The organism is Streptomyces sp. NPDC056452 (assembly GCF_042796085.1).
Lineage (GTDB): Bacteria > Actinomycetota > Actinomycetes > Streptomycetales > Streptomycetaceae > Streptomyces.
Genome location: NZ_JBHTRI010000025.1, coordinates 78,114 through 93,392 on the forward strand (window position 1 = coordinate 78,114; position 15,279 = coordinate 93,392).

Annotated in this window: 14 protein-coding genes; 3 read left to right on the plus strand and 11 right to left on the minus strand. The window is 72.3% G+C overall.

Features of this window, described 5'->3' with window-relative positions:
• Positions 1 to 368: 368 nt before the first annotated feature.
• The 7 genes from pheT to infC all read right to left on the minus strand — a co-directional run bounded on the left by pheT (position 369) and on the right by infC (position 7,997).
• Complete coding sequence (pheT, locus tag ACFQ6X_RS23985; protein ID WP_383184404.1) at positions 369 to 2,882, minus strand: phenylalanine--tRNA ligase subunit beta; 2,514 nt, start codon at positions 2,880 to 2,882, stop codon at positions 369 to 371.
• Entirely contained in the window at positions 2,882 to 4,009 is a 1,128-nt protein-coding gene (gene pheS, locus ACFQ6X_RS23990; RefSeq protein WP_351172822.1) for a phenylalanine--tRNA ligase subunit alpha, read from the minus strand. Before pheS ends, pheT begins: the two co-directional genes overlap by 1 nt.
• A 145-nt stretch (positions 4,010 to 4,154) precedes the next feature.
• On the minus strand, positions 4,155 to 5,309 hold the full coding sequence (locus ACFQ6X_RS23995) for an ATP-binding protein (protein ID WP_383184405.1): 1,155 nt from the start codon (positions 5,307 to 5,309) through the stop codon (positions 4,155 to 4,157).
• Positions 5,310 to 5,454: 145 nt separating this feature from the next.
• Positions 5,455 to 6,294: a TrmH family RNA methyltransferase gene (locus ACFQ6X_RS24000; RefSeq protein ID WP_383184406.1), complete on the minus strand. Its 840-nt coding sequence runs from the start codon at positions 6,292 to 6,294 to the stop codon at positions 5,455 to 5,457.
• Positions 6,295 to 6,447: 153 nt separating this feature from the next.
• Complete coding sequence (rplT, locus tag ACFQ6X_RS24005) at positions 6,448 to 6,831, minus strand: 50S ribosomal protein L20 (RefSeq protein WP_329212826.1); 384 nt, start codon at positions 6,829 to 6,831, stop codon at positions 6,448 to 6,450.
• 106 nt (positions 6,832 to 6,937) lie between these two features.
• Entirely contained in the window at positions 6,938 to 7,132 is a 195-nt protein-coding gene (gene rpmI / locus ACFQ6X_RS24010) for a 50S ribosomal protein L35 (protein WP_031097481.1), read from the minus strand.
• A 121-nt stretch (positions 7,133 to 7,253) separates the two neighbouring features.
• Positions 7,254 to 7,997, minus strand: coding sequence for a translation initiation factor IF-3 (infC, locus tag ACFQ6X_RS24015; protein WP_383184407.1), 744 nt, complete (start codon positions 7,995 to 7,997; stop codon positions 7,254 to 7,256).
• 330 nt (positions 7,998 to 8,327) lie between these two features.
• Between infC and ACFQ6X_RS24020 the strand changes: the two genes are divergently transcribed.
• Positions 8,328 to 8,690: a DUF1844 domain-containing protein gene (locus ACFQ6X_RS24020; protein ID WP_329212824.1), complete on the plus strand. Its 363-nt coding sequence runs from the start codon at positions 8,328 to 8,330 to the stop codon at positions 8,688 to 8,690.
• 62 nt (positions 8,691 to 8,752) lie between these two features.
• On the opposite strand, the gene ACFQ6X_RS24025 is transcribed toward ACFQ6X_RS24020, so the two are convergent.
• Entirely contained in the window at positions 8,753 to 9,481 is a 729-nt protein-coding gene (locus tag ACFQ6X_RS24025; protein ID WP_383184408.1) for an SseB family protein, read from the minus strand.
• Positions 9,482 to 9,567: 86 nt separating this feature from the next.
• Between ACFQ6X_RS24025 and ACFQ6X_RS24030 the strand changes: the two genes are divergently transcribed.
• Positions 9,568 to 10,470 (plus strand): serine hydrolase, encoded by a 903-nt coding sequence (locus tag ACFQ6X_RS24030; protein ID WP_383184409.1) that lies wholly within the window; start codon positions 9,568 to 9,570, stop codon positions 10,468 to 10,470.
• Here ACFQ6X_RS24030 and mycP read toward each other — a convergent pair.
• Both mycP and ACFQ6X_RS24040 read right to left on the minus strand, forming a co-directional pair.
• Positions 10,454 to 11,671 (minus strand): type VII secretion-associated serine protease mycosin, encoded by a 1,218-nt coding sequence (gene mycP, locus ACFQ6X_RS24035; protein ID WP_383184410.1) that lies wholly within the window; start codon positions 11,669 to 11,671, stop codon positions 10,454 to 10,456. The two genes, ACFQ6X_RS24030 and mycP, sit on opposite strands and share 17 nt — an antisense overlap.
• Entirely contained in the window at positions 11,668 to 12,531 is an 864-nt protein-coding gene (locus ACFQ6X_RS24040; RefSeq protein WP_383184440.1) for a hypothetical protein, read from the minus strand. Before ACFQ6X_RS24040 ends, mycP begins: the two co-directional genes overlap by 4 nt.
• A gap of 565 nt (positions 12,532 to 13,096) precedes the next feature.
• Between ACFQ6X_RS24040 and ACFQ6X_RS24045 the strand changes: the two genes are divergently transcribed.
• A complete protein-coding gene (locus ACFQ6X_RS24045; protein WP_383184411.1) occupies positions 13,097 to 14,299 on the plus strand; it encodes an amino acid deaminase/aldolase in 1,203 nt (400 codons plus the stop codon).
• A 41-nt stretch (positions 14,300 to 14,340) separates the two neighbouring features.
• Here ACFQ6X_RS24045 and ACFQ6X_RS24050 read toward each other — a convergent pair whose 3' ends face one another.
• The gene (locus tag ACFQ6X_RS24050; protein WP_383184412.1) at positions 14,341 to 15,273 is read right to left on the minus strand and encodes a DUF2510 domain-containing protein; all 933 of its coding nucleotides are present in this window, start codon (positions 15,271 to 15,273) and stop codon (positions 14,341 to 14,343) included.
• Positions 15,274 to 15,279 lie beyond the last annotated feature (6 nt).

Genomic DNA, 15,279 nt, shown 5'->3' on the forward strand with positions numbered 1-15,279 from the left:
CTGCTGTGCGCTCTGCCGCGCCGGGGCACCGGTCGCTTGAATGAGTGCCTCGCAAGAGGCGGCCGGGTCGTCGGCTCCCCCTCGTAAAGTTCGACGACCCGCACCCGCGCCGTCCGTTCTGCCGACCTGCCCGACACTCCGTGGCAGGGCGGACGGCGCCGGATCGCACGACCTACTGCCCCGATGACAGGAGGGTGGATGCGGGACCGGCCGGACCGGGGTTCCCCCCGGCGCCGCCCCGGGGCCCGCGTGCGGTCCACCCGCCCGGCGAGACATGAGAAGGGGCGTATCCGGTGGCCGGATACGCCCCTCCTCACTGTGCGCGAACTGTGCGCGAGCCCTCGTCGGCAAGGGCGGTGCGCGGGGTGCTACGCGCCGCGCAGCACCGCGCCCGTGCGCTCGGCGGCCAGAGCGACCGCGGTGTCGCGGGCCGCGGAGGCCTCGTCGACGGTGAGCGTGCGGTCGGTGGCGCGGAAGCGCAGCGCGTACGCCAGGGACTTCTTTCCCTCGCCGATCTGGTCGCCGGTGAAGACGTCGAACAGCCGCAGCGACTCGAGGAGGTCGCCGGCGCCTTCGCGCAGCGCCTTCTCGACCGTGTCGGCGGACACGTCCTGCCCGACCACGAGCGCCACGTCCTGGGTCGCCACCGGGAAGGTGGAGATCCGCGGCGCCTGGAGCGCACCGTCGACGGCCTGCTCCAGGACGTCGAGCTCGACCTCCATGGCGCAGGTCCGCTCCGGCAGGTGGAGCTCCTTGATGACGCGCGGGTGCAGTTCGCCCGCGTGCCCGAAGAGGGTCTCCTCGCCGTTCACCGTGACGTACAGCGCGGCGCACCGGCCGGGGTGCCACGGGGCGTGCTGATCGCCGCGGACGGTCAGCTCGACGCCCGCCTCACGGGCGATCGTGCGCGCCGCCTCGACGGAGTCCGCCCAGTCGGCGGGACGGCCCTTGCCCCACCAGCCGGCCTGCTCGCGGGCGCCCGCGAGGACGACGGCGGCGCGGCGCGGCTGGCGCGGGAGCGCCGCGTCGAGACCGGCGATCTCCTCGTCGGTGGGACGGCGGTCGACGGGCAGCCGTACGGCCTTCGTCTCCTCGCCGGACGGCCGGAAGACCAGACCGGTCTCGAAGAGCGCGAGGTCGTGGCTGCCTCGCCCGTCGTTGCGCCGCAGTGCCCCGAGCAGACCCGGAAGCAGCGTCGTGCGCAGCGCGGGCTCCTCGTCGGACAGCGGGTTGACGAGCGTGACCGTGCGGCGGCGGGCGTCGTCCTTGTCCAGGCCGAGCTGGTCGAGGACGGCGTCGCCGATGAACGGGTAGCTGAGCGCCTCGACGTAACCGGCGCCCGCGAGTGCCCGGCCGATGCGCCGGTGCAGCCGCTGGCGGTCGGTGAGTCCCCGGCCGGACGGCGGCGTCGGCAGCGTGGACGGGAGGTTCTCGTAGCCCTCGAGCCGGATGACTTCCTCGGCCAGGTCGTTCGGCGCGGCGAGGTCGGGGCGCCAGGACGGCACCGTGACGATCAGCTCGTCCTGACCGTAGACGTCGCAGCCGACCTGCTGGAGGCGCCGTACGACGGTCTCGCGGCCGTAGCCGACACCGGCCACCCTGTCGGGGTGATCGGCGGGCATGGCGATGGTGCGGGGTGCGGACGGGGCGCTGATCTCGGTGACGCCCGACTCGGCGGTGCCGCCCGCGAGGAGGACCAGCAGGTCGACGGTGCGCTGCGCGGCAGCGGCGGCGGCCTGGGGGTCGACGCCGCGCTCGAAGCGCTTGGACGCCTCCGAGGCCAGCTTGTGGCGGCGCGCGGTCCGGGCGATGGAGATCGCGTCGAAGTGCGCGGCCTCGATGACGACCTCGGTGGTGCCGGCCTCCTCGGCCTGCACGTCGGCGATCTCCGTGTCGGCACCGCCCATGACGCCCGCGAGACCGATCGGCCCGCGGTCGTCGGTGATGACCAGGTCCTGGGCGTCCAGGACGCGCACGGAGCCGTCGAGCGTGGTGAGCTTCTCGCCCTGCTGGGCGCGGCGCACCCCAATCGCCCCTGCGACGCGGGTCCGGTCGTAGGCGTGCAGCGGCTGGCCGAGCTCGAGCATCACGTAGTTGGTGATGTCGACCGCGAGCGAGATCGGGCGCATCCCGGCCTTCTGCAGCCTGCGCTGCATCCAGATCGGGGAGCGTGCCTCGGGCTGCAGACCGACGACGGTGCGCGCGGTGAAGCGCGAGCAGCCGATCGGGTCGGCGACCTTCACCGGGTAGCCGTACGCGTTCGGCGCGGGCACGTCCAGCAGCGCCGGGTCGCGCAGCGGCAGACCGTAGGCGATCGCGGTCTCGCGGGCGACGCCGCGCATCGACAGGCAGTAGCCCCGGTCCGGGGTGACGGCGATGTCGAGGACCTCGTCGATGAGCTCGAGGAGCTCGATCGCGTCGGTGCCGACCTCGTGCTCGGGCGGCAGCACGATGATGCCGTGCGTACCGTCGTCGCCCATGCCGAGCTCGTCGGTGGAGCAGATCATGCCGTGCGAGGTCCTGCCGTACGTCTTGCGCGCGGCGATCGCGAAGTCGCCGGGCAGGACGGCACCCGGGAGGACCACGACGACCTTGTCGCCGACGGCGAAGTTACGGGCGCCGCAGACGATCTCCTGCGGTTCGCCGGTGCCGTTGGCGGTGCCGACGTCGACGGTGCAGAAGCGGATGGGCTTCTTGAAGCCCTCCAGCTCCTCAATGGTCAGAACCTGACCGACGACGAGTGGGCCCTTGAGCCCCGCGCCGATCTGCTCGACGGTCTCTACCTCGAGGCCCACGGCGACGAGCTTGGCCTGTACGTCACGGCCGGTCTCGGTCGCCGGCAGGTCGACGTACTCCCGCAGCCAGGAAAGCGGGACGCGCATCAGATCTCCATCCCGAACGGCCGGGTGAACCGGACGTCACCCTCGACCATGTCTCGCATGTCTTCGACGTTGTGGCGGAACATCAGCATCCGCTCGATGCCGAACCCGAAGGCGAATCCGCTGTACTTCTGGGGGTCGACCCCGCAGGCGACGAGCACCTTGGGGTTGACCATGCCGCAGCCGCCGAGCTCGATCCAGCCCTCGCTGCCGCAGGTGCGGCAGGGGCGGTCCGGGTTGCCGACGGACTCGCCGCGGCAGACGTAGCAGACCATGTCCATCTCGGCGGACGGCTCGGTGAACGGGAAGAAGTTCGGCCGCAGCCGGGTCTTCATGTCCGGTCCGAAGAGCGCCTGGACCATGTGGTCGAGGGTGCCCTTGAGGTCGGCCATGGTGAGGCCCTCGTCGACGGCGAGCAGCTCGATCTGGTGGAAGACCGGGGTGTGCGTCGCGTCGAGCTCGTCGGTGCGGTAGACCCTGCCGGGGCAGACCACGTAGACGGGGGGCTTGCGGCTGAGCAGCGAGCGGGCCTGGACCGGCGAGGTGTGCGTGCGCAGCACGACACCGGACTCGTCGTTCCTGGCACCGTCGGCGCCCTGGACGAAGAAGGTGTCCTGCATCTGCCGGGCCGGGTGGTCGGGCACGAAGTTCAGGGCGTCGAAGTTGAACCACTCCGCCTCGACCTCGGGGCCTTCCGCGATCTCGTAGCCCATGGCGACGAAGACGTCGGCGACGCGCTCCATGATGGTCGTGAGGGGGTGGCGCGCACCGGCCGGGGTGCGGTCGTAGGGCAGCGTGACGTCCACGGCCTCCTCGACGAGCACACGGGCGTCACGCTCGGCCTCCAGCTCCGTCTGGCGGGCGGCGAGGGCCTTGGAGACGGCGCCGCGGGCCTGGCCCACGCGCTTGCCCGCCTCGGCCTTGGCCTGCGGCGGCAGGGCGCCGATCTCGCGGTTGGCGAGCGACAGGGGCGAGGTGCCACCGGTGTGCGCGGTCTTCGCCTGGGCGAGCGCGTCGAGGTCGCCGGCAGCGGCGAAGGCGGCGAACGCCTCGTCCCGCATGCGCTCGATCTCTTCCGGTTTCAGTGCCTCGACCTCGACTGGGTCGTACGACTTGTTCGGTGCCGACATCTCTTCCCGTGCTTCCGATTGGCTGATACTGCGCTGAACCGGGGAAACCCCGGACCCCGCGGCCCCTCGCTCGACGACTGAGGACGCAAAGGTGCCAAAAGTCGAGTCTAAGGGCCGGGGAGGGGCGAAGGAGCCCGTGGGCCGCTCAGGCCAGATAGGCCGGGGCGCTCACGGGCAGGATAAATCGGAACTCGGCGCCGCCACCGGGCCCCCGGTCGACCGTGATCGTGCCGCCGTGCGCCTCGACGATGCCCTTGACGATGTAGAGGCCCAGGCCGGTCCCGCCGCGCTTGCTGCCCCGCCAGAAGCGGGTGAAGACGCGGCCCATCGACTCCTCCGGGATGCCGGGACCTTCGTCGCTCACGGTGACTGCCGTTCCGCTCTCGTCGCTCTTCCCCGGTGCGGGTGCAGGGGCGATCTCAATAGTGACGGTTCCCTCGCCGTGGCGCACCGCGTTTTCCAGGAGGTTGCCCAGGACCTGGTCGACCTTGTCGGGGTCGGCCCAGAGGTCGGGCAGCGGCTGCCGGGTGCGGACGAGGAAGCGGTCCGGCGCCTGGCCGTTCGCCGTGTGGGCCTGGACGTGGCGTTCGACGGCGGCGGAGATGTCCACGGGCTGGCGGCGCAGCTCCAGGCGCCCGGAGTCGATGCGGGAGATGTCGAGCAGCTCCGCGATGAGCCGGTTGACGCGGTTGGCGTCGGCGTCGACGGTCTCCAGCATGAGCCGCTTCTGGTCGTCGGTGAAACGCTCCCACTTGGCCAGCAGAGTCGCGGTGAACCCCTTGACCGAGGTCAGCGGGGAGCGCAGTTCGTGGGCGACGGTGGCGATCAGCTCGGCGTGGCTGCGCTCGGTGCGGCGGCGCGCCTCGGTGCCGCGGAGCGAGACGACCAGCCGGCGGACCGGGCCCCTCGGGGCGTCGCGTACGTACCGTGCCGATACCAGGACCTCGCGGCCGCCTGGGAGCAGCAGGTTCCGCTCGGGCTGTCCGACCCGGGTGGCGAGGCCCCCGTACGGGTCGGTCAGGGCCCACCAGCGGCGGCCCTTGAGGTCTTCGAGGGGCAGCGCGTGCTCGAGGGAACGGCCGAGGACCGCGGCCCGCGGTGTGGCGGTGATCCGCGCCGCGGCCGAGTTGAAGCAGATGACCCTGCCGCTCTCGTCGGCGACGACGAGGCCGTCGGGCAGGTCGTCCGGGTCGATGCCCGTCGCCGTGTCCCCGATGATGCCGCTCGTACCTTCCCCGTCGGTGATGGCGCGCACGGCGGCCGTGTGTGTCTGACGCGGCCTGCTCATGCCGACAGCCATATTCCCGTACCCCACCTCTCGAACCGGTGCAGTGGGCCCCCGAGTTCGTCACCCTACTAGGCGCCGGACGGCGAGCGACACCCCGAGGCGGCGCACCGGCGGGTGTGGCTTGGATCGATCGGTGGAGCTTCGGTACCGGGGCGGCTCAGCCGGTGTGCCGCGGGCGCTGGGCCCGCGCGGAGGCGTAGAGGCACACGGCGGCGGCGGTGGCGAGATTGAGGCTCTCCGCCCTGCCGTGGATCGGGACCCGGACGACGGCGTCGGCCAGTGCCCGGGTCTCCTCCGGCAGCCCCCATGCCTCGTTGCCGAACACCCAGGCGGTGGGCCCGCCCATGGTGCCTGCGTCGAGTTCGTCGTCGAGGTCGTCCGCGCCCGCCCCGTCGGCCGCCAGGATGCGCACGCCCGCGTCCCGCAGCCCCTGTACGGCCTGTTCGACGGGCACGCCGACGGCGACCGGCAGATGGAAGAGAGAGCCGACCGAGGCACGGACCGACTTGGGGTTGTACAGGTCCACGGACGCGTCGGTGAGCACGACGGCGTCGGCGCCCGCGGCGTCGGCGCAGCGCAGCACGGTGCCGGCGTTCCCGGGGTCCCGTACGTGGGCGAGTACGGCGACGAGTGTGGGCTTCGCCGCGAGGATCTCCTCGAAGGGCGAGTCCAGGAAGCGGCAGACGCCGATCAGGCCCTGCGGGGTGACGGTCTGCGAGACGTCGGCCAGCACGTCGCTGTCCGCGAGGTGCACCCGGGCGCCCGCCTCGTGGGCGGCGTCGATGATGTCGGCGTACCGGTCGGCGGCCTCGACGGTGGCGAAGAGCTCGGTCAGCGTGGGCTCGCCGTCGCTGCCCCGGTGCGCCGCGGCCTCGCGCACGGCCTGCGGCCCCTCGGCGATGAACCTGCGCTCCTTGCCGCGGAAGTTGCGCCTGGCCAGCCGTCGTGCGGCGGCGACGCGCGGCGACCGCGCGGAGATCAGTTCGGGGGTGCCCATGGTCGGCGGCGAGCCTCTCTGCGTATCTCTGCTTCTCTGCGTACGTTTCTCTGCGTACGGATGACTACGTACGCACAGCGTCCTGCAACGCACCGGACCCGCAGACGGCTTGCGCCTGCGGGTCCGGCTCACACCTGTGAAGAGCTGCCTGGATCAGGCGGCCTTCGGGGCGTTGACGTCGCTCGGAAGGGCCTTCTGAGCGACCTCGACGAGAGCGGCGAACGCGTTGGCGTCGTTGACCGCGAGCTCGGCCAGGATCTTGCGGTCCACCTCGATGTTGGCGGCGTTCAGACCCTGGATGAGGCGGTTGTACGTCATGCCGTTCTGGCGGGCAGCGGCGTTGATGCGCTGGATCCAGAGCCGACGGAAGTCGCCCTTGCGCTTCTTGCGGTCGTTGTAGTTGTAGACCAGGGAGTGGGTGACCTGCTCCTTGGCCTTGCGGTACAGGCGCGAGCGCTGACCGCGGTAACCCTTGGCGGCCTCGAGGATCGCCCGGCGCTTCTTGTGGGCGTTTACTGCCCGCTTGACGCGTGCCACTTTTGACTCCTTACAGCGGGGCCGTGGTTGGACTCACACGGCCCGGAAACGAATTGGTCCCGGTCGGATCGAGGTCGCGCCTCCGGGTTCACCGGAGGCCGCGTCCTCACTTGCCGAGAAGCTTCTTGACCTTCTTGACGTCGGCCGGAGCCACGACGACCGTGCCGGTCAGCGAGCGGGTCTTCTTGGACGACTTGTGCTCGAGCAGGTGGCGCTTGCCGGCCTTCTCACGGAGCACCTTGCCGGAGCCGGTGATCTTGAAGCGCTTGCTGGCACCGCTGTGCGTCTTGTTCTTCGGCATCGCGCCGTTCTCTCCTCGTCAGTGGCGCCCCTCACGGTGCGGAGCACCGGACTGCAGGGGCGTCAGATCTTTGGGTGGTTCCCGAGGGACCCGGGGGCGCCTGGATGGCGGCCCCCAGAGGTCACGCCTCGGAAGGTGTGTCTGCAGGTGTCTCGGCCGGAGCCTCGGCAGCTGCGGCCGGGGCCTCAGCGGCTTCACCCTCGGACTCGGCGTCGTGGGCGTAACCCTGACGCTCCGCCTTGCGGGCGGCCTGGGCCTCACGGGCTTCGGCCATGGCTTCGGTCTTCTTCTTGTGCGGGCCCAGAACCATGATCATGTTCCGGCCGTCCTGCTTCGGGTTGGACTCGATGAAGCCGAGGTCCTCGACATCCGAAGCGAGACGCTGGAGCAGTCGGAAGCCCAGCTCGGGGCGGGACTGCTCACGACCACGGAACATGATCGTGATCTTGACCTTGTCCCCCTGCTTGAGGAACCGGACGACGTGACCCTTCTTGGTGTCATAGTCGTGCGGGTCGATCTTCGGCCGGAGCTTCATTTCCTTGATGACCGTGTGCGCCTGGTTCTTGCGCGCCTCACGGGCCTTCATGGCCGACTCGTACTTGAACTTCCCGTAGTCCATGAGCTTGCACACGGGGGGACGGGCTGTCGCCGCCACCTCGACCAGGTCGAGGTCGTACTCCTGTGCGAGCTCCAGGGCCTTGGCAAGCGGAACAATCCCGACCTGCTCGCCGCTGGGACCGACAAGTCGCACCTCGGGAACGCGAATCCGGTCGTTGATGCGGGGCTCGGCGCTGATGGATCCTCCTCGGTAGCACCACGCGACCGCCTGGCGGACAGCCGCGTAACGTCTGTTTCGTAAGACCAACCGAGCCGGGAAAGGAAAAATGCCCCGGACGGGACACAGGCGGGGCTCCTGGAAATACCGGAACACCGCCGCGGTCAACCGCGGGGCGCATCGAGCAGCTCCATCGTCCGTACGGAACGATGGTGGCTACCTGACCGGTGACCTGCCGTCCGCGAGGACAGCTAGGTGGGAGATCGGAGCCTCCACTTGTGGGCCGAGCACATAGGTGTCCGGCCGGTCGTTACACAAGGTTAGCAGCTTCACGGGGCGGCGGCTAACCCGCGGCCCCGCACCGCCCCGCAGGTGCTCCCACGGACAGAGCCGTGCGGACGTGGCCTTATCGTGTGGGGCATGAGTGACGCGACCCCCAGCACCGAGAACCCCGGCTTCGACGACATGGCCCGCGACATCGCGGAGGTCCCCGCGGTCGAGGTGATCGTGACCGTCGCCGTCAATCTGATGAGCGCGGCCGCCGTGAAGCTCGGTCTGACCGAGGAGGGCGAGCAGCACAAGGACCTGGACGAGGCGCGCAAGCTGGTCCAGGCACTGGCCGGTCTGCTCGACGCGAGCACCACCGAGATCAGCACCTTCCACGCCTCCCCGCTGCGCGACGGCCTGAAGTCGCTCCAGCTGGCCTTCCGCGAGGCCTCGCTCGTACCGGACGAGCCCGGCCAGGGCCCCGGCGAGAAGTACACGGGCCCTGTCTACGGCTGACCCCTCCGCACCGCACACCTCCGAGCCCGCTGCCTGCGACAGGCGGCGGGCTCTCGCGTGTGTCAGCGGGTGAAGAGGGGCTCGCCGGGTGCCTCGGCCCCGGCCGGCAGGAGTGCGAGGTCGATACCGCGCACCAGCCTGGCGCGCAGGACCTCGCTGGCCGACAGCGCGTCGGCGACCCGCCGGGCGGCGTCGGCCACCACCGCGTCCGGGCGGAGGACCAGGGCGAGGGTGCCGTCGGCCTGCCCCGGGCCCAGGTGGGCGCGGATCACCGCAGGTTCGGCGGCGACCGCCTCCCGTACGGCGGCGACCACGGCGGGGTCGTCGAGCGGGTCCGTGCTGCTGCGGTTCTCGGCCAGCGCGAGCAGCGCCGGGCCGGTCAGTTCGAAGGCGACGGGCCCCGCGAGGTCCAGGACCACCGTGTCCGCGTTCTCGTGGGCGGCGGCCTGCAAGGCCTGGTGCAGGGGTACGGCGACGGGGCGGGCCTGTGGGTCCCAGCGGGCCAGCGAGGCGGTGGAGGTGAACGCGGGCAGGGCGCGCCGGTCACCGGCCTGGAGGGTCGGCACGGCCATGTCGCTGGTCTTCTCGCGACGCAGCCCGTTCTCGTCCTCCTCGACCTCGCCGAGGACGGCGACGACCGGGACGAGGAGCCTGGCGCCGCGGAGCGCCGCCAGGACGGGGCCGACGGCCGTACGGTCCTCCGCCCACGCGGCGAGCGCCGCCGTCAGTTCGGGGGCGGCCGTGCCGTCGTCGTCGGAGAAACCGGGGTCCGGAATGTTCTTGAGCGCCACACGACGAGCGTAGTGGACCGGTTCTCTCATCCGGGCGACAGGTCGGGCACAGGCTGCTGCCAGCTGCGATTCCTAGCGTCCGGATCATGTCCCGCCACAGAATTCGCAGGTCCGCGCTGTCCGCATCCGTGACGGCCGTCGTGCTGCTGGCGGGTTCCGCCGCCGGGGGCGCGTATCTGGTGGGTCGCTCGCCGGATCGTGCGCCCTCCGCCGTGGCATCCGTATCGTCCGCATCGAGCCCGTCGGCCGCGGCGAGCACGAGCGAGGAGCCCGAGGTGGATCTCGACGCGGAGCTGGCCGACGCACTGGCGCCCCTGAACGGCGGCGCCGACGTGTCGGTGGCCGTGCTGGACACGGCGAGCGGGGCGGGTGCGGTGTACGGGGACGGGGCCTACGACACCGCGAGCATCGTCAAGGTCGACATCCTGGCGGCCCTGCTGCTCCTCGCCCAGGACGAGGGGCGGGAGCTGAACGGCGCCGAGCACGCGTGGGCGGAGGCCATGATCCGGCGCAGCGACAACACGTCGGCCACCGAACTCCTGAAGACGGTCGGCGGTGCCGAGGGGCTGGACGCGGCGAACGAGCGGCTGGGGCTGACCGGGACGACCGCCGCGCACGCGTGGGGGCTGACGCAGACCACGGCCACCGACCAGGTGCTTCTGCTGAAGGCGGTGTTCGGTACGGATTCGGAGCTGTCGGAGACGTCGCGCGCGTACCTGACGGAGCTGATGGGTGAGGTCCAGGCGGACCAGCGGTGGGGGGTGTCGGCGGCGGGCAGCGGCGCGGCGCTGAAGAACGGCTGGATGCCCCGCACGACGACCGGGCTGTGGGACATCAACAGCATCGGGCGGGTGGAGAGCGGCGGGAGCAGCTACCTGGTGGCCGTGCTGTCGCGCGGGCACGCGACGAAGGAGGCCGGTGTCGCCCTCGTCGAGTCGGTGGCGAAGGCCGCTGTCGGCGTGGCCGGAGGGGTCAGCGCCACCGGCTGACGCCGGCGAGGGTGCTGCTTCCGCTCGTGTGGGCTCCCCTGCCGCGCCACAGGACCACGGCCAGGGCCAGCAGCGCGGCGCCGAGTGCGCCGGCGGACGGGGCCAGCCAGCCGGCAGGTCCGTCGTCCTCGGCCTTCGGGTCGGGGCCGGATCCGAAGTACTGCTTGCGGTAACCGGCCGGGGCGGACTTGGCATCCAGGTTGTCGGGGCGGAGCTTCTCCCCGGCCTCGATAGCGGCGGCCGGGTCCACGAGCCCGTAGCCCCGGGCGTCGTCGCGGCCGCCTGCCGGGGAGTTGCGGGCGGTGTCCGCGAGCAGCGTCTTGAGCTGGGCGGGCGACAGCCCGGGGTGGGCGGCGCGTACGAGGGCGACGGCTCCGGAGACGAACGCCGAGGCGGCCGAGGTGCCCCACTCGATGTAGTAGTGGCGGTCGGGGTTGGCGACGACGATGTCGACACCCGGCGCGCTGACGGTGGCGTACCAGCGGCTGGTGGAGAACGCGGCGTGGGTGCCGTACTTGTCGACGGCGGCGACAGCGATCACACCGGGGTAGGCGGCGGGGTAGGAGACGCCGTTGCCCTTCTCACCGCTGTTTCCGGCGGAGGCGACGACGGAGACGCCCTTGCTCAGGGCGTACTGGACGGCCGCGTCCTCACCGGGCTCGGGGTGAGCGGACTTGCTGTCGTCGCCGAGGGAGAGGTTGATGACGTCGGCACCGTGGTCGGTGGCCCAGCGGATGCCGTCGGCGAGGGCGGTACCCCGCGACTGGCGGGCCTTGGCGCGGGACGCGTCGTTGGACTCGAGAATGACCCGCACGGGCAGGATCTTCACGTCCGGTGCGACTCCGAGGACGCCGTCGCTCCGCCCGGGCCCGTTGCCGTGGCCCGCGATGATGCCGGCCATCGCGGTGCCGTGCACGGCCCAGGCCCGGTCGCCCTGTCCGGCGCCGAAGCCGATGAGGTCCTTGCCCGGGAGCACTTGGCCCTGGAGGTCGGGGTGGCTGCCGTCGACTCCGGTGTCCAGGACGGCGACGGTGATGCCCTTCCCCTTCGTGGTCTGCCAGGCCCGGTCGGTGTGGAGTGCCTCCAGGGCCCATTGCCGGTCCCGGAGGGCGTCGGCCTGGGCGGGTACTGCGGGCAGTACCGCGAACGCGGTGGCGAGGGTCAGCGCGGCGAACGCGCGGAGCCGGCGGGGGCGGGTCATTCCGGCTTCTCCGTGAGGTCGGTGACGGTCCTGCGCAGCGTGCGCTCCACCCGGTCGGCGATGCCCTTCGCCTCGTGGCCGAGTCCGGCCTGGGCGACCGCCGTCGTGGCGCCTTCCGCCATGGCGACGGCTGCGGGCTGCGGTTCGGCGACCGTACGGCCGTCGGCGAAACCGGAGACGGCGAACACGACGACGGGCACCTCGGTCAGTACGTTGACCGTCCAGCTGGCACGCTGCTTGTCACCGAACGCCGCCGCGGCGGTGCCCTTGGCGGGGTAGGTACGGGGCATCAGGTCGGCCCGTATGTCGAGGTGCTGGCCGGTGAACCGGGTGCCGAGTGCGCGCATCCCTTCGCTGTCCGCCTCGGTGAAGACCATGCCCACCGTCGTCACGCTGCTGCGCGTCGCGTCGGTGTAGGTGGCCCGCACCATGCGTTCGCAGCCGACCGGGCGGAGCGTCTTGAGGAGCAGCGGGTCCAGGCCCGCCGCGCAGCCGCTGTCGGTGGCGACGGCGACGCGGGTCCAGACCCGGTCGGTGGCCCCCGGTCCCGCACCGTCGCCCTTGAGGGTGCGGGGGAAGAGGGTGTCGACGGGGACGCTGTGCCAGGCGGAGCGGCCGACCGTGTACGCGGTACCGGCTCCGGGCTCGGCCGCGGAGTCCCCCGTGAGCCAGGTGCCGGTGACCGCGCCGCCGATCAGCCCGAGACCGAGCACGACACAGGCCACGGCGGCCGCGGCCCTGGCCGGGTTCCGGGTCTTTACGGGACGCAGGCGGGTGGTGGTCTCGACGGGCGTCTCGGCGTACGCGTAGTACGCGCCCGGCGGGGCGGGGGTGGCTCCGGGGCGCGGGGTGAGATCCACCGCGCCGACGGGCCTGCGCCTGGTCGCGGGAGGAGGAGGAGGAGGCGGCGGCGGCGCGGCGGGGGGTGCGGGGGGCACGATGCGCAGCTGGGTGGTCGTCTCCACGGGCGGGGGCGCGTCGTCCGCGGGGACCTGCGGGCGGGGTGCGGGGGCGTGCGTGGGCTGCGCGCCGGTGCGCGGTGCGGCCGGGGGCGCGGGGGTCGGCGCGCCGGTGCGCGGTGCGGCGGGAGCCTGCGTGGGCTGCCCGCCCGTGCGCGGTGCGGGGGCTGCGGGCGGCGCGGCAGGGGGCTGGGCCGTGGGCGGAGCCGGAGGTTGGGCCGGTACGGGCGGTGGGGTGGTCGGGCGGGGCGGCACAGGAGCGCGCTGCGCTTCGGTACTCATCCGGCCCCCTGGTTCACGTCCCCGTACCGCCTGCGGATCACAGTCCCGGACCGGCCGTCGGTCATCCGCGTGACCGTCACTCTACGGGGTGGAGGACGCCCCGTGGGCACAGGACCGGGGGTGCGGGGGATCTGCACCGAACGTCCCCCTACCCAGTGGTACGACCGTCTGGCAAGCTGCGGCCATGACTGCCCGCGCCGCTGACCGGACCCGTTACAACCGGGCCACCGCCCATCTCGACGCCCCTGTGGCCGTGGTGGATCTGGAGGCTTTCGACGACAACGCCGACGACCTCGTGCGCCGGGCGGCCGGGAAGCCCGTCCGGGTGGCGAGCAAGTCGGTGCGCTGCCGCGCCCTGCTGGAGCGGGTGCTCGCGCGTCCCGGGTTCGCCGGGATCATGTCGTTCACCCTCGCGGAATCACTGTGGCTGGCCCGGGCCGGTTTCGACGACGTGCTGCTGGCCTATCCGTCGGCCGACCGGTCCGCGTACGCCGAGCTGGCGGCCGATCCCAAGCTGTCGGCGGCCGTGACCGTGATGGTGGACGACCACGCACAGCTGGAGCTGATCGACGCGGCACGGGCCGGCGGCACCGAGGAGATCCGGGTCTGCCTGGAGCTGGACACCTCACTGCGGATGCTCGGCGGCCGGGTCAGGATCGGCGCGCTGCGCTCCCCCCTGCGCTCCCCGGCCCAACTGGCCGAGCTGGCCCGTTCGGTGGCCCGTAGGCCGGGCTTCCGGCTGGTGGGGCTGATGGCGTACGAGGGTCATGTCGCGGGGGTCGGGGACTCGGTTGCCGGCCGGCCGCTGCGGTCGCGTGCGGTCCGCCTGATGCAGGCCACGGCCCGCAAGGAGCTGGCGGCGCGGCGGGCGGAGGTCGTGCGGGCCGTCCGGGCGGTGACGCCGGACCTGGAGTTCGTCAACGGGGGCGGCACCGGCAGTGTGCAGCACACCGCGGCGGAATCGGCGGTGACCGAGATCGCGGCCGGTTCGGGGCTGTACGTACCGCGGCTGTTCGACAACTACACCTCGTTCACGGGCCGTCCGGCGGCCCTGTTCGCACAGCCCGTGGTGCGGCGGCCGGGGGTGGGCGTGGTGACGGTGCTGGGTGGCGGCTATCCGGCGTCCGGGGCCGCGGGCGCGGACCGGCTGCCGGTCCCGTACCTGCCCGAGGGGCTGCGCTACGACCCGCAGGAGGGTCCGGGAGAGGTGCAGACGCCGTTGCTCGGCTCGCCCGCCGACGATCTGCTGATCGGGGACAAGGTGTGGTTCCGGCACGCCAAGGCCGGTGAGCTGTGCGAGCGCTTCGACGAACTGCAGCTGATCGAGGGCGACCGGATCACGGCGACCGTGCCGACCTACCGGGGCGAGGGCCGTACGTTCCTCTAGCGGTTTTCCGTCCGGTTCGGGCCGGATGAGGAGGGGCGGGGTCAGGGCCCCACTGAGCTGCCGACGCCTCCGCCGGTGGCGCTGTCACCGAGCGGGCGGATGCCCCGGATGATGGTGTCCATGAGGGAGACCGGCAGCTTGTCCTGGCCGGCGTCGAACGCGAAGCGGACGATGACCGGCGTTTCGCTGCCCACCGCCGAGGGGAAGACGAGCGACTGCACGAATCCGCCGGGGCCCTTGCCCGTGGTGACCTGCCGGCGCACCAGATACCCGGTCCGCCCGGCCACGGTCACGGACTTGGACGCCAGTTCCTTCTGCGCCGTGATGCCGCCGTGGACCGGGTCCCCCACGAAGTTCTCCCCGTAGGCCTTGTCGGCGGCCGTCCCGATGTCCTGCTTGGCCAGAGCCTCGACGGAGGTGACGTCGGTGCCGCTCGCGGTGCGGACGGTGACCGTGCCGTGGTAGCAGTAACTGCCGGAATCGCCGGGGCAGGTGTAGGACTCGACCGTACGCATCGTCGTCGCGTCGTCGAGCGTGCTCTCCGGCTTCTCCCAGCCCTGGGGGACCGGCAGGGTGATCCCGTTGAGCTGGTCGACGAGCAGCTTCGGGTCGTCCGCGGGGGCGTCGTCGGCCGACGGGGTGTCCGTGCCCGGGGTGCCGGTCGCCGGTGCGGAGCTGCTGGGCCCGGGGCCTGCCTGCGTGCCGGTCCCGTCGTCCTGGCCCAGCACCACGATTCCGGTGACGGCCGCGCCGGCGATCACCAGGACCGCCAGCGCGACGGCGACGACCCGGGTGGTCCGGCCGCCGCCCGGGGCGGGGGCCGGAGCCTGGGGTGCGAACTGCTGCTGGAACGCGACGGGCTGTGCGACGGCGGATGGCCGGGTGTGCCCGGTCCAGGCCGTGCCGTCCCACCAGCGCTCGACGCCGGAGGCACTCGCGTCCGGGTACCAGCCGGGAGGGGTCGCGTTGCTCATGCCCCC